At 56.3% G+C, this 19503-nt stretch carries 17 protein-coding genes and 1 pseudogene; 7 read left to right on the top strand and 11 right to left on the bottom strand.

What is annotated here, in order from left to right; all coding sequences use genetic code 11:
- The first annotated feature begins 424 nt into the window (after positions 1–424).
- Positions 425–1633, top strand: coding sequence for an MFS transporter (locus AAIE02_RS12290; RefSeq protein WP_498532596.1), 1209 nt, complete (start codon positions 425–427; stop codon positions 1631–1633).
- Here AAIE02_RS12290 and mnmH read toward each other — a convergent pair.
- From mnmH to ppiB, 5 genes are all read right to left on the bottom strand, one after another.
- Positions 1623–2720: a tRNA 2-selenouridine(34) synthase MnmH gene (mnmH, locus tag AAIE02_RS12285; protein WP_498532595.1), complete on the bottom strand. Its 1098-nt coding sequence runs from the start codon at positions 2718–2720 to the stop codon at positions 1623–1625. The two genes, AAIE02_RS12290 and mnmH, sit on opposite strands and share 11 nt — an antisense overlap.
- A gap of 126 nt (positions 2721–2846) precedes the next feature.
- Positions 2847–3917, bottom strand: coding sequence for a 5-(carboxyamino)imidazole ribonucleotide synthase (gene purK, locus AAIE02_RS12280; RefSeq protein WP_498532594.1), 1071 nt, complete (start codon positions 3915–3917; stop codon positions 2847–2849).
- Positions 3914–4423: a 5-(carboxyamino)imidazole ribonucleotide mutase gene (purE, locus tag AAIE02_RS12275; RefSeq protein ID WP_498532593.1), complete on the bottom strand. Its 510-nt coding sequence runs from the start codon at positions 4421–4423 to the stop codon at positions 3914–3916. Before purE ends, purK begins: the two co-directional genes overlap by 4 nt.
- A gap of 140 nt (positions 4424–4563) precedes the next feature.
- Positions 4564–5286 carry a UDP-2,3-diacylglucosamine diphosphatase gene (gene lpxH / locus AAIE02_RS12270; RefSeq protein WP_336706786.1) on the bottom strand — a complete coding sequence of 241 codons (723 nt, stop codon included), beginning with the start codon at positions 5284–5286 and terminating at the stop codon, positions 4564–4566.
- Positions 5286–5780, bottom strand: a complete 495-nt coding sequence (gene ppiB, locus AAIE02_RS12265; protein WP_008460206.1) for a peptidylprolyl isomerase B — start codon at positions 5778–5780, stop codon at positions 5286–5288. The genes lpxH and ppiB overlap by 1 nt, the downstream gene beginning before the upstream one ends.
- Before the next feature lie 175 nt (positions 5781–5955).
- Here ppiB and cysS point away from each other — a divergent pair, with 175 nt between their 5' ends.
- Entirely contained in the window at positions 5956–7341 is a 1386-nt protein-coding gene (cysS, locus tag AAIE02_RS12260) for a cysteine--tRNA ligase (RefSeq protein WP_008460204.1), read from the top strand.
- A gap of 83 nt (positions 7342–7424) precedes the next feature.
- Here cysS and ahpF read toward each other — a convergent pair whose 3' ends face one another.
- Together ahpF and ahpC are read right to left on the bottom strand one after the other, a co-directional pair.
- Positions 7425–8993, bottom strand: a complete 1569-nt coding sequence (ahpF, locus tag AAIE02_RS12255) for an alkyl hydroperoxide reductase subunit F (protein WP_008460203.1) — start codon at positions 8991–8993, stop codon at positions 7425–7427.
- Between the two features lie 77 nt (positions 8994–9070).
- Positions 9071–9634, bottom strand: a complete 564-nt coding sequence (ahpC, locus tag AAIE02_RS12250) for an alkyl hydroperoxide reductase subunit C (RefSeq protein WP_008460202.1) — start codon at positions 9632–9634, stop codon at positions 9071–9073.
- Positions 9635–10067: 433 nt separating this feature from the next.
- Between ahpC and opgB the strand changes: the two are divergent.
- A pseudogene (gene opgB / locus AAIE02_RS12245) lies at positions 10068–12355 on the top strand (phosphatidylglycerol--membrane-oligosaccharide glycerophosphotransferase).
- A gap of 32 nt (positions 12356–12387) precedes the next feature.
- On the opposite strand, the gene arsC reads toward opgB, so the two are convergent.
- Together arsC and bepA are read right to left on the bottom strand one after the other, a co-directional pair.
- On the bottom strand, positions 12388–12744 hold the full coding sequence (gene arsC, locus AAIE02_RS12240; RefSeq protein WP_166990681.1) for an arsenate reductase (glutaredoxin): 357 nt from the start codon (positions 12742–12744) through the stop codon (positions 12388–12390).
- 11 nt (positions 12745–12755) lie between these two features.
- Positions 12756–14219, bottom strand: a complete 1464-nt coding sequence (bepA, locus tag AAIE02_RS12235; RefSeq protein WP_008460199.1) for a beta-barrel assembly-enhancing protease — start codon at positions 14217–14219, stop codon at positions 12756–12758.
- Positions 14220–14421: 202 nt separating this feature from the next.
- On the opposite strand from bepA, the gene AAIE02_RS12230 reads away from it, so the two are divergent.
- Entirely contained in the window at positions 14422–15498 is a 1077-nt protein-coding gene (locus AAIE02_RS12230) for an AI-2E family transporter (protein WP_008460198.1), read from the top strand.
- Between the two features lie 56 nt (positions 15499–15554).
- Here the strand turns inward: AAIE02_RS12230 and bcp are convergent, their stop codons facing one another.
- Both bcp and AAIE02_RS12220 read right to left on the bottom strand, forming a co-directional pair.
- Positions 15555–16025, bottom strand: coding sequence for a thioredoxin-dependent thiol peroxidase (gene bcp, locus AAIE02_RS12225; RefSeq protein WP_008460197.1), 471 nt, complete (start codon positions 16023–16025; stop codon positions 15555–15557).
- 15 nt (positions 16026–16040) lie between these two features.
- Positions 16041–16595 carry a glycine cleavage system transcriptional repressor gene (locus AAIE02_RS12220; protein WP_008460196.1) on the bottom strand — a complete coding sequence of 185 codons (555 nt, stop codon included), beginning with the start codon at positions 16593–16595 and terminating at the stop codon, positions 16041–16043.
- A 146-nt stretch (positions 16596–16741) separates the two neighbouring features.
- Between AAIE02_RS12220 and dapA the strand changes: the two genes are divergently transcribed.
- The 3 genes from dapA (at position 16742) to purC (ending at position 19482) form a co-directional block, all read left to right on the top strand.
- A complete protein-coding gene (gene dapA, locus AAIE02_RS12215) occupies positions 16742–17620 on the top strand; it encodes a 4-hydroxy-tetrahydrodipicolinate synthase (RefSeq protein ID WP_008460195.1) in 879 nt (292 codons plus the stop codon).
- Positions 17621–17636: 16 nt separating this feature from the next.
- The gene (gene bamC, locus AAIE02_RS12210; protein WP_008460194.1) at positions 17637–18671 is read left to right on the top strand and encodes an outer membrane protein assembly factor BamC; all 1035 of its coding nucleotides are present in this window, start codon (positions 17637–17639) and stop codon (positions 18669–18671) included.
- Between the two features lie 97 nt (positions 18672–18768).
- Positions 18769–19482: a phosphoribosylaminoimidazolesuccinocarboxamide synthase gene (purC, locus tag AAIE02_RS12205; protein ID WP_008460193.1), complete on the top strand. Its 714-nt coding sequence runs from the start codon at positions 18769–18771 to the stop codon at positions 19480–19482.
- Positions 19483–19503 lie beyond the last annotated feature (21 nt).

Here is a 19503-nt window from a genome sequence, read left to right as displayed (position 1 = left end):
CGTTTTTTCAGGGGTAATATTACTCTTTATATCTCTATCTCAGATGCTATTTTTTTACTTTGAGCAATCGAAAAAATGGAAATGGGCAGCGGCGATCATGACAGTATTGGCTTTCCTTTTTTTCTTTGCCAAATAAAGCTCATTTGGATTTTGGTAACCTTTAGCTGAATTTAGATTTCATGTTTATTCCGAGCCCACGCAGATGTTTTGATGTGTGGGTGATAGTTTGCGGTTCAGAGAACTTGGTGACATAGGGGGCGGCGTATCTTTGAAAATTTGTATCCAGGTTGCCCCAAATCTCACAGTTGCCCTTTCCCCTGCGATTGGCTAGTATCGCTCCTGCTTCTCGCAAGTCGTAAACGTTAACGTTATCCAACGTACATATTCTCCCCGGCATTCGGGGTAATTGTACTTGGGTAACATAATGGCAATTTTTGTATCCCCCCTTATTTCGTACCGCAAGCCCCACGTTCTGGGCTTTATCCTCTATTTCATCGTTGGCCTGGTCGACGGCGCGATTGTGCCTTTTTTCCCGCTGTGGGCGCAGCAGTCTGCCGCTATCCCGGTGGAGTTTATTGGCCTGCTGTTCGGCTGCTATGCCGGGGGCGAGCTGCTGGCCGCGCCGTTTATCGGCGGGATTGCCGATCGCGTGGGCAGAAGGCCCGTGTTGATTATTTCGGCGACCGGCGTTGGGGCGGGCTTTATCGCGCTGTTCTTTGCGCACGGCGTTTTTGCCGCCGCCGCTGTGCTGATCGTTATTGGCCTGTTTGAATCGGTGCTGCATCCGACCATTTACACCGTGGTGGCGGACGCCACGCCAGCCTCGGAGCACCGCCGCCAGTTCAGCATCATGCGCGTGTGTTCCGGTGCAGGCGCGATTGCCGGGCCGCTGCTGGGCACGGTACTGGTGCAAGAGGGGCTGGGCTACGTTTTTCTGGCCGGAGGTTCGGGAATGGTGGTCGGCGGCGTGATGCTGGCGATCTCTCTGGCGGAAACGCGTCCGTTGGCCGCTGGAGTGGACGATGAGGCCGACGATGAAGAGGGGCTCAGCGCGCTGCTGCCCGCATTTCGGGATCGCCGTCTGGCCGGGGTGCTGATTTGGGTGCTGCTGCTGGGCGTGGCCGGGAGCTGGGTGGAAGCCGTCATGCCGCTGTATGCCAGCAATCAGATGGGAATGAGCGCCGCAAGCATCGGTTATCTTTTCGCGTTCGGGGCGGGGATTAACACGGTCGGCCAGCTGGCCTTAACGAAGCTGTTTGCCCGACGCTCTGCATTGTTTATCACGCTCAGTGCGGGTTTGGCGCTGATCGCTGCCTTTGTTTTGCTATTGGCTCATCCACACGTCGTCACGCTGGTGATGGCGGTCTGCCTTTATTCTCTGTCCCAGATGATGACCGGCCCGCTGATCCCGACGGCGGTGAACAAGTTAGCCCCGGCGCGGCTGCGCGCGACCTACATGGCGGCACTTTCGGTGGTGAGCGATCTGCAGGGATCGGTGGGGCCGGCTACCGGCACGGCATTGTTCGCGCTGGCGTTTACGTTGCCGTGGGCAGTGGGCATTCCGCTGGTTGGGCTGGCGGTGACCGGACTAGGGCTGACGCTCGCCTCCGGGGAAAAATCGGCTACTCGTTAACGCTGCGCAGCCAGGCTTCGACCTGCTGGTAATCCCCCCGGAAGACGATCTGGTCGGCCTTCTGGCTGAGCTGATAGCGGTACATCGGGTCGTAATACTCTTTCAGCAGCGGCGACAGCCAGGCCAGATGGCCTTCGCAGGAGCCGGTTTTCCTCTGGGTCAACAAGGCTTCGTCCAGCCTGGCGGTGAACTGCTGAAAGCGTTCCATGCCCAGGCGGCGGCGGATGGCAAACAGACCGTGGTGCAGATACTCGGCGTAATCGCGCCACGCGGTTTCTTCCTCGCTGACGGATAAAAACGCCTCGCTCATCTGCCGGAAGTATTCGTTTTTGAGGCGCTCCAGCCGCAGCTCGAACGGATCCTCAATGGCCACAATCGGCGAGCGCAGCATCTGTTCCCTGAAGGCTTCGGGGATATGGCGGGAGCCAATCATCCGGCCTTCATCCTCTACAACCAGCGTTTTCAATTCGGTCGGACTGATTTTCAGCAGAGTGACGGCGAGATTGTTTTCGAAGCTGGCCTGAGAAGGCTGGGCGACAATCGTGCGGCCAAACGACGAGCCGCGATGGTGCGCCAGCCCTTCGAGGTCAACGCCCCTTGGCAGGGAGCGGATCAGAATCGTTTTGCCGCAGCCTGTGTTGCCGCTGACGATAATCATCGGCGACTGAGAACGGGTGTCGATTACCTGCATGGCATGCTGGCGCAGGGCTTTGTAGCCGCCGGTGACCAGCGGGTACTCGAGGTCTCTCTCCCGCAGCCACTGCTGCACGATGTGGCTGCGCATTCCGCCTCTGGCGCAGCATAAATAGCCCTCGGGCTGCTGGCGGCAGCTTTCCAGCCAGCGTTCTATTCGGCTGGCTTTTCGCTCGCCGCTGACCAGACGGTGCCCCAGTTCGACGGCGGCCTGTTGGCCCTGCTGCTTATAACACGTTCCGACCTGAGCGCGTTCATCGTCCAGCATCAGCGGTAGGTTATGCGCGGCGGGCATTGAACCCTGAGCGAATTCTACCGGGGCGCGAACGTCAATCAGCGGGATGTCGTTGAGCAGCAGGCGGTCGTAGTCCTGCGTGTTGGGGCGTTTTTCCATGGCATAACCTTAGTCTGAAGCGGCGAAACGGGGGAATTGTGCGCTTCTGGTCGGGCAAAGGAAAGGGGAAGGGGGAAAATGGTCTGACCCTCTAAAGTCAAACAGAGGGTCAGACGAGGTGCGGTTTTACTTCACCAGCTTGCTCTGCGCCCAGGCGATGCCGCTGGCGTATTCGGCCGGAAGCAGGGGAACCAGGGCTTCCAGCGAGGCGCTCAGGCGGCCGGTGTCGCTGTCGTTCAGGTTGAGGTGCCCGACTTTACGGCCCGGACGAACGTCTTTGTCGTACCAGTGCAGGTGCACCAGCGGCAGCTTCAGCCACGCATAGTTCAGGTCGGTGCCGATCAGGTTCACCATCACCGACGGGGCATTAACGACAGGCTGCGGCAGCGGCAAATCCACGATGGCGCGCAGGTGCAGCTCGAACTGGCTGATAGAGGCGCCGTTTTGCGTCCAGTGCCCGCTGTTGTGCACGCGCGGGGCCAGCTCGTTGATCAGCAGGCCGGCTGGCGTGACGAAGCACTCCATCGCCATCACGCCGACGTAGCCCAGCTCGTGCATGATGGCGGTGAGCATGGTTTCGGCCTGGCGCTGCTGTTCGGCATTGGCCTGCGGGAAGGCAACGCTGGTGCGCAGAATGCCGTCCTGATGCAGGTTGTGGGTCAGCGGGTAGAACACCGTGCTGCCGTCGTGGCCGCGCGCGCCTACCAGAGAAACTTCGCCGGAGAAGTTAATGCCCTGCTCGACGATGCATTCGCCGTAGCACTCTGCCGGCAGCTGGTCGGTTTCATCGGCACGTAAGCGCCACTGGCCGCGGCCATCGTAGCCGCCCACGCGGCGCTTCACGATAGCCAGAGAGCCCAACTGGCTGAACACGTCCTGCCATTCGTGGCTGCCGGAGAGCAACTTCCACGGCGCGGTGGCCAGGCCGAGCTTATCGAACAGCTGCTTTTGCGTCAGACGGTCGGCGATGATCGGGAAGATATCGCGGTTAACGAAGGCGTTATGGCGCGCCAGTTCGCGGGTCAGCGCGGTTTCCGGCCAGCGCTCAATCTCGGCGGTGATCACGCTCTGGGCGAACGGCACGGCTTCCGGCTCGGCGTCCAGCCCGACAGGGTAAACGGCGATGCCCAGCGGCTCACCGGCCTGGCGGAGCATGCGCCCCAGCTGGCCGTTACCTAAGACACAGACGCGCTTCATGCTTCACTCCGTGGATCCGGATTATCCAGCACTTCGTCGGTCTGGGTTTGACGCCAGGTCGCAAGGCGCTGGCTCAGGTCGGCGTCATGCAGGGCCAGGATCTGCGCGGCCAGCAGGGCGGCGTTGGCGGCTCCGGCTTTACCGATGGCCAGCGTGCCGACAGGAATGCCGCGCGGCATCTGGACGATAGAATAAAGGCTGTCCACGCCGCTCAGAGCAGCGCTTTGAACCGGCACACCCAGCACCGGGACCAGGGTTTTCGCGGCCAGCATACCCGGCAGGTGCGCTGCGCCACCGGCTCCGGCGATGAGCACCTGGTAGCCATTGGCTTTGGCCTGCTCGGCAAAGCTGAAAAGCTTGTCCGGCGTGCGGTGGGCGGAGACGACTTCGACATGGTGAGGGACATTCAGGGCGGTAAGGATTTCAGCGGCGAACTGCATGGTGGCCCAGTCACTTTTGGAACCCATAACAATGGCGATACGCGCCGGGGTGTGCTCAGAAGACATGCGTCTCAAAACTCCTGTGGGTGTGCAGACATCATCGGGCGACGGGCGCCCATATCAGAAGGGCTCAGAGAATAGCACGAACTCCCGGCAAGGAAAACGGTTGCGTGGTTAACGAATCGGCAAAAAAGCGGGCTTTTAGGTCAGAAAGGAAAATGAATCAGCTCGACGTTTTCCGGCGTGACTTTGATCATCGACCCTTCTTTATGCCACGCGCCTAACACGCAGCGGAAAGCGGGTTGCCCGTTAGCCTCAAGTTCGTGAATAGCCGGACGATGGGTATGCCCATGAATCAGCCATTGAACGTTGTGGCGGGTGAGAGTGTCGACCACCGCCTGCGGGTTTACGTCCATGATCTCCAGCGACTTCATATTATTCGCCGCCTGGCTGTCGGCGCGCATCCGGTCGGCAATACGCTGGCGAATAAACAGCGGCAGGGCGAGATAGAGCTTCTGCAGCCATGGCTGATGAACCTTGCGGCGAAACGCCTGATAGCCTGCGTCGTCGGTACACAGCGTGTCGCCGTGCATGATCAGGATTTTTCGGCCATAAACATCGAGGAGCTTTTCTTCCGGTAGCAGCGTCATGCCGCTGGCTTTGGCGTAGCGCTTGCCGAGTAAAAAGTCCCGGTTGCCGTGAATGAAATAGCAGGGAATGCCGGTATCAACCACCGCTTTAATGGCCGCGGCGATTTGCTGGTAGAGCGGCTCCGGCGCGTCGTCGCCAATCCAGGCTTCGAACAGATCGCCAAGAATATAGAGCGCATCCGCCTGGCGGGCTTCACCGGCTAAGAAACGCAGAAAACCGGCGGTGATCGCCGGTTCTTCTGGGCAGAGGTGTAAATCTGCAATAAACAGTGTCGACATTATTCGCTGACGGTCACGCTTTCGATAATAACGTCTTCTTTCGGTACATCCTGGTGCATACCGCTGCGGCCGGTGGAAACGGCTTTGATTTTCTCAACCACGTCCATCCCTTCAACCACTTCTGCGAACACGCAGTAGCCCCAACCCTGCAGGCTTTCGCCGCTGAAGTTCAGGAAGTCGTTGTCGGCCACGTTGATGAAGAACTGTGCGGTAGCAGAGTGCGGAGCCTGGGTACGAGCCATTGCCAGCGTACCACGGGTGTTTTTCAGGCCGTTATTCGCTTCGTTCTGAATGGTGTCTTTGGTCGCTTTCTGCTTCATACCCGGTTCGAAACCGCCGCCCTGGATCATAAAGCCGTTGATCACACGGTGGAAAATGGTGTTGTTGTAGAAGCCTTCGCGGCAGTAGTCCAGGAAGTTTTTAACGGTAACAGGCGCTTTATCATCAAAAGTTTTGATGACGATGTCGCCGTGATTAGTGTGAAAAGTAACCATGCTTGCATCCTATGAGTGTCAGAGAGTACGGCGGCAAACGGTGCCGTCGTACCAGCACGCTGTTATAGCATAACGCTACATCATAGTCAGTAATGCAAAGCAGACTGCCGTCGGGGAAAATAATCGGGTAAGATAACCGGGAGTATTCTTCCACACGCTTACATGGAATCCCCTGATGTTAAAAATATTTAATACACTGACTCGCCAAAAAGAGGAATTCAAACCTATTCATGCCGGAAAGGTAGGCATGTACGTGTGTGGTATCACCGTTTACGATCTCTGTCATATCGGCCATGGCCGTACTTTTGTTGCGTTCGACGTGGTGGCGCGCTACCTGCGTTCCCTCGGCTATGAGCTGAACTACGTGCGTAACATCACCGACATCGACGATAAAATCATTAAGCGCGCCCATGAAAATGGCGAAGACTTTGTGGCGCTGGTCGACCGCATGGTCGTCGAAATGCACAAAGATTTCGACGCGCTGAACATTTCACGCCCGAACAGCGAGCCGCGTGCGACCAAACACATTCCGGAAATCATCGAAATTGTTGAACAGCTGCTGGCCCGCGATCACGCCTATGTGGCGGAAAACGGCGATGTGATGTTCTCGGTGCTGACCGACCCGAATTATGGCCTGCTGTCTCGCCAGGATCTGGATCAGCTTCAGGCGGGTGCACGCGTGGACGTGGTTGACGTTAAGCGCAACCCAATGGACTTCGTGCTGTGGAAAATGTCCAAGCCAGGCGAGCCTGCGTGGACGTCTCCGTGGGGCGAAGGCCGCCCGGGCTGGCATATCGAATGTTCCGCCATGAACTGCAAAGAGCTGGGCAACCACTTTGATATTCACGGCGGCGGCTCCGATCTGATGTTCCCGCACCACGAGAACGAAATCGCGCAGTCTACCTGTGCCCACGACGGCGAGTACGTCAACACCTGGATGCACTCCGGGATGGTGATGGTTGACCGCGAGAAGATGTCCAAATCCCTGGGTAACTTCTTTACTGTGCGTGACGTGCTGAAGTATTACGACGCGGAAACCGTGCGTTACTTCCTGATGTCCGGCCACTATCGCAGCCAGCTCAACTACAGTGAAGAGAACCTGAAACAGGCTCGCTCGGCGCTGGAGCGTCTGTACACCTCGCTGCGTGGGACCGACAGTAGCGTGGCGCCAGCCGGGGGCGAAGCCTTCGAAGCCCGCTTCCGCGAAGCGATGGACGATGACTTCAACACCCCGGAAGCCTACTCCGTGCTGTTCGATATGGCCCGCGAAGTGAACCGCCTTAAAGCGGAAGATCTTGCGGCGGCAAACGGACTGGCGGCGGCGCTGCGTAAGCTCTCCGCAATTCTGGGCCTGCTGGAGCAGGATCCGGAGCAGTTCCTGCAGGGCGGCGCGCAGGCGGACGACGGCGAAGTGGCGGAAATCGAAGCGCTGATCAAGCAGCGTAACGATGCGCGTCAGTCGAAAGACTGGGCGCTGGCGGACCAGGCGCGTGACCGCCTGAACGAGATGGGCATTGTGCTGGAAGACGGCGCGGGTGGCACGACCTGGCGTCGTAAGTAAGATTTATAACGTGAAAAAGCGGCCTATGACAGGCCGCTTTTTTTATGGCTGGCCGCTGTGGCGCGGCCTGATTGGCAGGTGCTTTATTCCGGGGCTGAGGTGCGAATCAGGTAATCAAACGCGCTCAGGGAGGCTTTCGCGCCTTCGCCGGTGGCGATGATGATCTGTTTGTAAGGCACGGTGGTGCAGTCGCCTGCGGCGAACACGCCCTTCACAGTGGTTTCGCATTTTGCGTCGATGATGATCTCACCCATGCGGTTGCGCTCCACGCTGCCTTCCAGCCAGGTGGTATTCGGCAGCAGGCCGATCTGCACGAAGATGCCGGCCAGGGCAACGTCATGCACGCTTTCGGTCACGCGGTCTTTATACTGCAGGCCGGTCACTTTGCTGCCGTCGCCTTTCACTTCCAGCGTCTGGGCGTTGAGCACGATGTCGACGTTTTTCAGGCTGCGCACTTTGTTTTGCAGAACCTGGTCAGCCTTCATTTCCGGAGCAAATTCCAGCAGGGTGACGTGCTCGACGATACCCGCCAGGTCAATGGCCGCTTCCACGCCGGAGTTCCCGCCGCCGATGACCGCCACGCGCTTGCCTTTGAACAGCGGGCCGTCGCAGTGCGGGCAGTAGGTCACGCCTTTGGTGCGGTACTGATCTTCACCCGGCACGTTCATGTTGCGCCATTTCGCGCCGGTCGCCACGATAATGCTGCGCGCTTTCAGCGTAGCGCCGGACGCGGTTTGAATTTGATGTAGGCCGCCTTCGGTTTTGGCCGGGATCAGCTTGCTGGCGCTTTGGGTGTCGATCACGTCCACGTCATAGTCGTCCACGTGGGCTTTCAGCGCGCCCGCCAGCTTCTGGCCTTCGGTTTTCGGCACGGAAATGTAGTTTTCGATATCCACGGTATCCAACACCTGGCCGCCGAAGCGTTCGCCCATCAGGCCAGTACGGATGCCTTTACGCGCCGCATAGACCGCCGCCGCCGCGCCCGCAGGGCCGCTGCCGACGATCAGCACGTCATAAGCCTCACGCTGGTTCAGCGCTTCCGCCGCGCGTTTTTCTGCGCCGGTATCAATTTTGCCCACGATTTCAGCCAGCGTCATGCGGCCCTGACCAAATTCTTTGCCGTTCAGGAACACGGCAGGCACGCCCATCACATTGCGTGCCTGAATTTCATTCTGGTAAACGCCGCCGTCGATAGCAGTATGGGTGATGCGCGGATTCAGCACGCTCATCAGGTTCAGCGCCTGCACAACGTCCGGGCAGTTGTGGCAGGAGAGGGAATAATAGGTTTCAAAGTGGAAGTCACCGTCGATCTCACGGATTTGCGCCAGCAGATCCTGAGATTCTTTGGACGGGTGACCGCCGACCTGGAGCAAAGCCAGCACCAGGGAAGTGAATTCGTGACCCAGCGGAGAGCCGGCAAAGCGCGGGCCCTGGCTTGAGCCTGGGTTAGTGATTAAAAACGACGGTTTGCGCACCGGCAGGTCGTTATTAATGCTGAAAGAAACTTTGTCGGATAACTCAGCGATGTCTGCCAGCAGTTCTTTTACTTCAGATGATTTCGCGCCGTCGTCCAGCGTGGCAATCAACTCAACAGGTTTCGTTAGTCTCTCAAGATAGGCTTTGAGCTGGGTTTTCATTGTTGTGTCGAGCATGGTCAGTCTCCCTGGTGGCGAGAAAAAAACGGCTGCCGGAGCAGCCGTAAAATAAAAGAGGGTAACGCGGGTAAAACTTAGATTTTGCCGACCAGGTCCAGAGATGGAGCCAGAGTCGCTTCACCTTCTTTCCATTTAGCCGGGCAAACTTCGCCTGGGTGAGAAGCGACGTACTGAGCCGCTTTCACTTTACGAAGCAGGTCAGACGCGTCACGGCCAATGCCTTCGGCGGTCACTTCGATAGCCTGGATGATGCCCTGTGGGTCAACCACGAAGGTAGCGCGGTCTGCCAGACCTTCGTCTTCACGCATGTTTTCGAAGTTACGGGTCAGCGCGCCGGTTGGGTCGCCGATCATCGCGTATTTGATTTTAGCGATGGTTTCAGAGCTGCCGTGCCACGCTTTGTGGGTGAAATGGGTGTCGGTAGAAACGGAATACACGTCTACGCCCAGTTTCTGCAGTTCTTCGTAATGGTCAGCCACGTCGCCCAGTTCGGTCGGGCAAACGAAAGTGAAGTCAGCCGGGTAGAAGAAGAAAACGCTCCAGCGGCCTTCGGTATCTTTTTCCGTAACTTCAACGAATTCGCCGTTTTTAAAAGCCTGGTTTTTGAATGGTTTGATTTTGGTATTAATTAAAGACATCTAAACTTCCTCCGTTTTGCGATGGGAGAAAGGTACCGAATTTTGAACTGCGTCACTAATGGGTAGGCTTTATTGAATCAAGAGGTATTTCCTAACAGCTATGCGGCGGGCATAAAAAAGGCCACCCGTTGCGGGGGTGGCCGGTGTTGCGCGTTACAATTCCACTTTAAAAAATTATAACAGCGGCGAAATTACAGCACTTTAGCCTTAAAAAGGTCAATTCCCCGGTTCGTTGTAGTAGCGATGGTTGTAATCGTTGAAAACTATTAAAGGTCATCAGTCCTAAAATTCGCGGGATATTCTGAAAAGTCGAGGTGGTGAGCAAAGTAATGTCAGGGGAATTGCAGCTATATGACGGTAAGGTTAAATTACCGGCTGTTATTTTTCTGCATGAATAATCGCGCCAGGCCGCGCGAGGGTTGAGGTATTTGCATTGTCCGAATTGCTTTCTTTGGTGCTGTTTTTGGCAGCTATTGCCGTATATGCGGTAAAGGCGGGTCGAAATATCTGGTGGCTGTCGATCATCCTGCTGATGCTCGGCCTGTTTATCGTGCTCAACGTGACGTTGCTGGCCAGTAATTATTTTACCGGCGAAGGCATTAACGACGCGGTGCTCTATACGCTCACCAGCAGCATGACAGGCGCGGGCGTCGGCAAATACATTTTGCCTGGGCTGGGCCTCGCCGTGGGGTTGATTGCGATTTTTGGCGGTCTGACCTGGATTTTACGCCGGAAGAATCATCCTCATCATTTGGGCTACAGTGCCTGGCGCTGTTTCTGGCCCTGTTTTCAATCAAAACAACGCCTGCCTACCAGCAGGTGGTGTCGCTGATTAAATCCCAGACCCGCACCGGCGCGTCTGACTTTGCCGACTGGTATAAAGTCCCGGAAGGCACCATTAAACAGCCGAAGCTCAACCTGGTTTATATCTACGGCGAAAGTCTGGAACGCACCTATTTTGATGAGCAGACGTTTCCCGGCTTAGCGCCCGAGCTGAACGCTCTGAAAAGCCAGGCAATAGATTTCAGCCATACCGGGCAGATGGCGGGGATGGACTACACCATTGCGGGCATTGTGGCCTCGCAGTGCGGTATCCCGCTGTTTGCACCTTTCGAGGGGAACTCCTCGGCGTCAATGTCGAGCTTCTTCCCGAAGAACATCTGCCTCGGGGATATTCTTAAGGCATCCGGCTATCAAAACTACTTTATCCAGGGCGCGGACCTGCGCTTTGCGGGTAAAGACATTTTCCTGCAGTCCCACGGCTTCGAGCATATGTACGGCGCGCAGGAGCTGAAGGGAATGGTGGCGGACCCGAATTACAAGAATAACTGGGGCTTTTACGACGATACGGTGCTGGACGAAGCTTATGACAAGTTTATCGAGCTTTCTAAAGCCGGGAAGCGTTTCTCGCTGTTTACCCTGACGGTCGACACGCATCACCCCGATGGCTTTATCTCGAGAACATGTAACCGCCGCAGCTACAGCTACGGGGGCAAAGAAAACCGATCTTTCAGCGCCGTTTCCTGCAGCCAGGAGCATATCGCGGCGCTGATAGACAAAATCAAAGCCTCGCCGTATTTCCGTAACACGGTGATCGTGGTCTCTTCCGACCATCTGGCGATGAACAACACGGCGTATAAATACCTGACGAAGCAGGACAGGCAGAACCTGTTCTTTGTCATTCGCGGCGATAAACCGCAGGCGGAAATAAAAGCCGTGAAGCGTAACACGATGGATAACGGCGCGACGGTGCTGGATATCCTCGGCGGGGGGAACTACATCGGCCTGGGGCGCAGCAGCCTGTCGGGCGAGTCTCTGTCGATGGTCTTTACCAACCTGAAAGAGAAGGTTACCGAGTGGAAACCGGACGTGATCGATCTGTGGAACTTCCCGAAAACCATCAGCCGCTACAGCATCGATCAGAAGAAGAGCACGTTCAGTTATTCTGGCGCGCACTTCAAGCTGCCGTTATTGCTGAAAATCGGTAAAGGCAAAATTGAACCGCTGCCGGAAAGCGAGTACTCCGCGCCGCTGCGCTATCAGCTGGCGGATTTTAAAAGCGATGACCGGTTTATCTGGGCTGACCGCTGCTACAAAATGGCGCGCCTGTGGGAACCGCAGCTCGCGCTTTCTACCGGGCTGTGCGTGGCCCAGGGGCAGCTTGGTGGAGAGCCAACGGTACGGCTGGTGGACAAACCGCTGGATGAATACAACGTGCAGTTTGACGAGCAAACGCTGAGTAACGATCGTTTCAAAAATAATGTGGCTCTGCTGAAGGCGGATGAGAACAACATTCGCTACCAGGCGGACAGCTTTATCTTTAACGTGGCTGGGGCGCCGCAAAGCGTGAAGCAGTTCAGCGGCATTTCACGCCCGGAAGCCTGGGGCCGATGGTCGAACGCCAATATGGCGCCCGTGGTGACCATTGAGTATCAGGATCCGCTGCCGACCACGTTTGATCTGGTGCTGGTGGCCAAAGCCTTTGGGCCAAACGTCGGCGAGCCGGTTTCGGTGAAGGTCGGTGATGAAGAGCAAACCATTACTTTTGGCGACCAGCTTTCTACCATCACGCTACGTTTTTATAACCCGGCAGGCAGCAAAGTGCTGACTATTGAGCCGCCGAAGCCGCAGCTGTCCAACGAAGGCAATATTTTGGGGCATGAACCGCGTAAGATTGGCGTGGGGCTGGCTGAGCTGAAAATTGTGCCGGTGAGCGGCTAACCCGTTCCCGGAGAGAGAACGGGCGGGGCAGGTCAGAGGATCTCGAGCACCTGTTCCGGCGGGCGGCCAATGCGGGCTTTGCCGTTGGCCAGTACGATTGGGCGCTCGATAAGTTTCGGGTGCTCAATCATCGCCTGAATGAGCGCTTCTTCGCTGAGGCTGGCGTCGTCCAGCTTCAGTGCTTTGTACAAGTCTTCTTTGCGGCGCATCAGCTCCCGGGCGCTGGTAAAGCCCAGTTTCTTCAGCAGTGATTTGACGGTAGCTGCGTCAGGCGGCGTTTCAAGGTAGAGCACTACTTCTGGCTCGACGCCCTTTTCCTTCAACAGGTTCAGCGTTTCACGGCTCTTGGAGCAGCGCGGGTTGTGATAAATTTCGACCTTCGTGGACATACGGACTCCTGTTACATCTTCATATAAGGTTTAAAGCGCTGCTGAAGCTGGCGCAGCTGATCGATCCGGGCGTCGTACCTCGCCTGCTGCAGACTGCCGAGTTTCACCTGCGAGCTGGCGCTACTGAGCATTGAAATGGCCTGATCCAGACGGCCATTGAGCGCCATGACTTCGGCGCGAGCCGCTAACTCCTGATCGCGGTTGCCCAGTTTCCCCTGAGCCTGAGCCAATAAATCCCAGCCGTTGGTGTCGTCAGGGTGAGCGAACGTGTAGCGATTAAGCTGCGTTGCTGCCTCGGCGGTCTGCCCGCCTTCCAGGTAAGCATTGGCGAGGTTCAGCTGCAGCACCGGGTTATTCTTCAGGTCCGGGGCGTTTTTCAGCCGGTTGATCGCGTCGTTGGCTTTGTGCTGGCCGAGATCGATATCGGTGGCCAGATCGAGATACCACGGGTTGCCCGGCTGGGCGCTAATCAGTGGCTGAAGCGTTTTTCTTGCCTCGTCGTATTTATCCGCCTGCAAAGCCTGCAGCGCGCGACCATATTGCGCCGCGTTTTGCTCACGCACGTTGCCTTTTGACCAGGCATCCAGCAGATCCGGGGTTAGCTGATTGCGGCCCGAGTTATACATCCCCAGGGTGCGAACCTTTGCCATGTAGAAACTTTCCGAGGACTGAACCACCACCGGGCGCATTTGGTTGGCGCGGTTGCGGGCATCCGCCAGGCGGCTTTCCGGCAATGGGTGGGTCAGCAGAATTTCCGGTGGACGAGAGGAGTAGCGGGCCTGATCGAGCAGCTTTTCGAGGAAGCCAGGCATCGCCTGAGGATCAAACCCCGAACGCTGGAGTACCTGAATACCGATGCGGTCAGCTTCCTGCTCATTTTGCTGCGTAAAGCTGATCATGCCTTGTTGCGTCCCGGCCAGCGTTCCGGACAGGGCGGCCATCCCGGCCTGGGGGCTGGCCATTGCCAGCAGAATTGAGCCTAAGGCTCCCACCCAGGTCAGGGGCGCATTTTTCTTTTGATCTTCCATCGCACGCGCGAGGTGGCGCTGGGTGACGTGGGAGATTTCGTGAGCCATAACAGAAGCCAGCTGGCTTTCCGTATCGGCATAACGGAACAGCGCCGAGTGCAGTACCACATTGCCGCCGAAGAAGGCGAAGGCGTTGATTTCGTCGTTGTTGATCAGGAAGAAGTGGAACGGGGTCTTCACCGAATTGGCGTGGCTAACCAGCCTCATGCCCAGTGAGTTGATGTACTGCGTCAGCAGCGGATCGTTAATCAGCGGGGCGCTACCGCGCAGCTGGCGGACGTAAAAATCGCCCATCTGCATTTCCTGCGCGATAGACAGCGTGCTGCCCGCGGATGTTCCCATATCTGGGAGTTGGTCAGTCACATCCGCGCGCGCTGGCAGTAGGGTTCCTACCAGCAGTGAGGCCGTAAGTGTTGCAATCAGGGTCTTTTTCAACTGCCTAACCATAACTACTGTCCCGTTTAGTCGTTGTCAGATTTTGACACGATGAGTACAAGTTTGTTCGCTTAAAGAAGTGTACTGTAGGGCGTTGAAGCTGCGAAGATTTTATTTGGTGGATTCTCCTTTGTAATCCGCCGTAAAAAGCAAAGTCTTTGCGGTGACATTTCGATACAATTCGGCATCAAAAAAAACTTCACGGAAGGGATGTATGCTCGACATGTTGTTGCAGTGGTATCGCCGTCGCTTCAGCGACCCGGAGGCGATTGCCCTGTTGGTTATTCTGGTGGCGGGTTTTTGCATCCTGTTCTTCCTGCACGGTCTGCTGGCACCGCTGCTGGTTGCCATCGTTCTGGCCTATTTGCTTGAGTGGCCTACGGTGCGCCTCGAGCGTATTGGCTGTTCCCGAACGTGGGCCACCACCATTGTGCTGGTGCTGTTTGTCGGCATTTTGCTGCTGATGGTGCTGTTTGTGGCGCCCGTCGCCTGGCAGCAGGGCATCAACCTGATTCGTGATATGCCGGGGATGCTCAACAAACTTTCCGATTTTGCCGCCACATTGCCGAAGCGTTATCCGGCGCTGGTGGATGCGGGCATTATTGACGCCATGGCCGAAAACGTTCGCAGTCGGCTTTCCGGCATGGGCGACCAGGTGGTGAAATTCTCGCTGGCGTCGTTGGTTGGGCTGCTGACATTGGCTATTTACCTGATTCTGGTGCCGCTGATGGTGTTCTTCCTGGTGAAGGACAAAGAGCAGATGCTGAATGCCGTGCGCCGTGTTCTGCCGCGCAACCGTGGTCTGGCCGGGCAAGTCTGGCTGGAGATGAACCAGCAAATCACCAACTATATTCGCGGCAAAGTGCTGGAGATGATTGTCGTGGGCGTGGCGACCTATATCGGCTTTATTATTTTCGGGCTGAATTACTCGCTGCTGCTGGCGGTGCTGGTTGGCTTCTCGGTGCTAATTCCTTACATCGGCGCGTTTGTGGTCACTATTCCGGTGATTTGCGTGGCGCTGTTCCAGTTTGGCCTGGGCACTGAGTTTTGGACGCTCTTTGGCGTGTATCTGATTATTCAGGCGCTGGACGGCAACCTGCTGGTGCCGGTGCTGTTCTCGGAGGCGGTGAATCTTCATCCGCTGGTGATTATTCTGTCAGTGGTGATTTTTGGCGGGCTGTGGGGATTCTGGGGCGTGTTCTTTGCAATCCCGCTGGCAACGCTGATTAAAGCCGTGGTTCACGCCTGGCCGGATGCTTCAGCGGTGGATGACGCGACGAGTCGGGAGTAACAGGAAGAAAAAAGCCGACTAAGATGTCGGCTTTTTTATCTGTTCTTTATCTGTACTTAGGCGTTTTCGGTCAGCCAGTTCACAACGATATCGTGGTGGTTGCTGGTTTTGAAATCGTCAAACACCTTTTCCACTTTACCGTCGCCGTCCAGCAGGAAGCTGATGCGGTGAATGCCGTCGTAGGTTTTACCCATAAAAGATTTCTCGCCCCACACGCCAAACTGATTGCAAACCTCGTGGTCTTCATCAGAAAGCAGGGTGAAGTTAAGCAGCTCTTTCTCGGCAAAACGGGAAAGTTTTTCCGGCTTGTCGGTGCTGATGCCCAGCACTTCCACGCCACGCTTTTTCAACTCATCCATGTTGTCGCGCAAACCACATGCCTGCACGGTGCAGCCTGGTGTCATCGCTTTTGGATAGAAATAAACCAGAACTCTCTGTCCCTGGAAGTCGGTTAAATTTACTTGTTCGCCGTCCTGATCGGGCAAGCTAAATTTCGGTGCAATATCACCGGCTTTCAGTGGGCTCATCACTACTCTCCGTCTTTAATCATCTTGCTGTGGGTTAACCACGTTAATAGTGCCTTCTGCTTTCAGTTCTGTACATAGGGCTTTAAACGCTTGCTCGATAATTGTCGCATCCTGTGAACCGGGGCTGTGGGCCGTGATCTGAATATACAGACGTGGCCCCACGCCGTTTTCAGCGGGCTGAGTGCGGGAAACAAGCTCGGCAATGTTCATTTGATGGGTATCAAACAGATGGGTAAATCGCTCAATCAGGTGCGGCGAGTCTGCCACTTCAACCTGCACCCAAACCGTGGCCGGCGTGGCCGGTCTTTCCTGCGCGGTTGTGCGTTTCATCACAATTAACAGATCGAGTTCGGCGCCCTTTAGCGGCAGAGTGGATTCGATCAGGGTTATCGCGTTCCAGGTGCCGGAAAGCAGCATGATAAAGGTGAACTCTTCACCCAGCATCGCCAGCCGGCTGTCTTCGATATTACAGCCGCAGCTGCTTACGTGACGTGTGATGGTATTGACGATACCCGGACGGTCCGCCCCCAGGGCTGTGATAACCAAATAATGGTGTGATGAGGGTGTCAAACGTGTTCTTCCTGTCAATCGGTGAGATTCACATTAGGAAAGCATAAAAAAAGTATGCTGCCAACCGCTTAGCGCCTTCTGGCGGCTTGCTTTTGCTATGGCACCAAACGTAACATTGGAGAACATGTTTGCACAGAGGGTGGCTAATGTTTACGGGAAGTGTTGTCGCGATAATTACGCCGATGGATGAGAAAGGTAATGTCTGCCGGTCCAGCCTGAAAAAACTGATTGATTACCATGTCGCCAGCGGAACATCGGCGATTGTCTCGGTAGGGACTACCGGCGAATCGGCTACCTTAAGCCACGACGAACACGTCGACGTAGTGAAGCTTACCGTGGAACTGGCGGACGGGCGTATCCCGATCATTGCCGGTACCGGGGCTAACGCCACTTCCGAAGCGATTTCCCTGACGCATCACCTGCAGGACAGCGGCATTGTGGGCTGCCTGACGGTCACCCCGTATTACAACCGTCCTACTCAGGAAGGCCTGTTCCAGCACTTTAAAGCGATTGCTGAAAGCACCCATCTGCCGCAGATGCTGTATAACGTGCCGTCGCGTACCGGCTGTGACATGCTGCCGGAAACCGTTGGCCGCCTGGCGAAAATCAAAAATATTATCGGTATCAAAGAAGCCACCGGGAACTTAAGCCGCGTAAACCAGATCAAAGAGCTGGTTGAAGATGACTTCATCCTGGTGAGCGGTGATGACGCCAGCTCGCTGGACTTCATTCAGCTTGGCGGCCACGGCGTGATTTCCGTGACGGCAAACGTAGCCGCGCGTGAAATGGCAGAAATGTGTAAACTTGCCACCTCAGGGCAATTTGCACAGGCTCGCGAAATTAACCAGCGTCTGATGCCGCTGCACCATAAATTGTTTGTAGAACCTAACCCTATCCCGGTGAAATGGGCCGCGAGGGAGTTGGGTCTTGTGGCAACCGACACCTTACGCCTGCCGATGACGCCGCTGACCGACGCCAGTCGCCCGGTGATTATCAGCGCGCTTAAGCATGCCGGTCTGCTGTAAAGCTTAGGGAGATTTGATGGCTTACTCAGTACAGAAGTCGACGGTGGCAAAAGTTGCTGTTGTTTCGCTCGCCATGCTGTTAGCGGCGTGCAGTTCCGATCAGCGTTACAAGCGTCAGGTTAGCGGCGATGAGTCCTACCTGGATGCGACCCCACTTGCGGAAATCCACTCTCCGGCCGGGATGATCCTGCCGATTCAGAATGGCGACTACAACATTCCGGTCACCAACGGCAGCGGTGCTGTAGGCAAGCAGCTGGATATTCGCCCGCCGGCGCAGGCGCTGGCATTGGTGAACGGGGCTCGTACTCAGTTCACCGGTGATACCGCCACGCTGCAGGTTGAAGCTAACAAGGCAAGCGGCCTTTGGCCTCAGGTGGTCAGTATCCTGCAAGCCGGGAACTACGCTATTGCCCAGCGCAACGATGCCAGCCAGACCCTGACAACCGACTGGGTTCAGTGGAACCGCGCTGACGAAGACGTCCAGTATCGTGGCCGCTACCAGATTAGCGTGCAGCCTCAGGGCTACCAGCAGTCAGTCGTCGTTAAGCTGCTGAACCTGGAGCAGGGCGGCAAGCCGGTGGCGGATGCTTCATCTCTGCAGCGCTATAGCGCGCAAATGCTGAACATCATCAGTGCCGGTCTCGATAAGTCTGAAACGACCCGCCAGAATGCGCTGGACAACCGCAGCTCAGCGCAGCTTGACGTGCAGAGTGCCGCGGATGATACCGGGCTGCCAATGCTGGTCGTTCGTGCGCCGTTCAACGTCGTGTGGAACCGCCTGCCGGCCGCGCTTGAAAAAGTGGGCATGAAGGTCACCGATACAACCCGCTCTCAGGGCAATATCGCGGTAACCTACAAAGCGCTGTCTGACAGCAGCTGGAGTGATCTGGGGGCGAAAGATCCTGGGCTCACCAACGGCGACTATAAGCTGCAGGTTGGCGACCTCGATAACCGCAGCAGCCTGCAGTTCATCGATCCGAAAGGGCACCCGCTGACGCAGTCTCAGAACGATGCACTGGTCGCTGTCTTCCAGGCAGCATTCAGCAAGTAATACTCAAGGGCCGGTTAATTCCGGCCCTTGTTATTTAAGCCTTATGTATTAACCCCCCTCGATTGCGCAAGCGATCGCTATACCTGGAGTAAGAAAGATGCAAAAGCAAGCTGAGTTGTATCGCGGCAAAGCGAAGACCGTTTACAGTACCGAAAATCCGGATCTGTTGGTGCTCGAATTCCGTAACGATACGTCAGCAGGTGACGGGGCGCGCATCGAGCAGTTCGACCGTAAAGGCATGGTAAACAACAAGTTTAACCATTTCATTATGGCCAAACTGGAAGAAGCGGGTATCCCGACCCAGATGGAAGCGCTGCTTTCTGACAACGAAGTGCTGGTGAAGAAACTCGACATGGTGCCGGTAGAGTGCGTGATTCGTAACCGCGCCGCGGGTTCACTGGTGAAGCGCCTTGGTATTGAAGAAGGTATTGAGCTGAACCCGCCGCTGTTCGATCTGTTCCTGAAAAACGACGCCATGCATGACCCTATGGTCAATGAATCTTACTGCGAAACCTTTGGCTGGGTGAGCAAAGAGAATCTGGCCCGCATGCGTGAACTGAGCTACAAAGCTAACGACGTACTGAGCAAGCTGTTTGATGACGCTGGCCTGATCCTCGTTGACTTCAAGCTGGAGTTTGGGCTGTTCAAAGGCGAAGTGGTGCTGGGTGACGAATTCTCCCCGGACGGCAGCCGCCTGTGGGACAAGCAAACGCTTGATAAAATGGACAAAGACCGTTTCCGCCAGAGTCTGGGTGGCCTGATTGAAGCGTACGAGGAAGTTGCTCACCGTCTCGGCGTTAAATTAGACTAACTACGCAATCGTTTACGTTGC

This window comes from Cedecea sp. Ae19-4 (genome assembly GCF_059801165.1).
The sequence above is the reverse complement of the archived record's forward strand: the minus strand, read 5'-3'. Positions and strand labels throughout refer to the sequence as shown.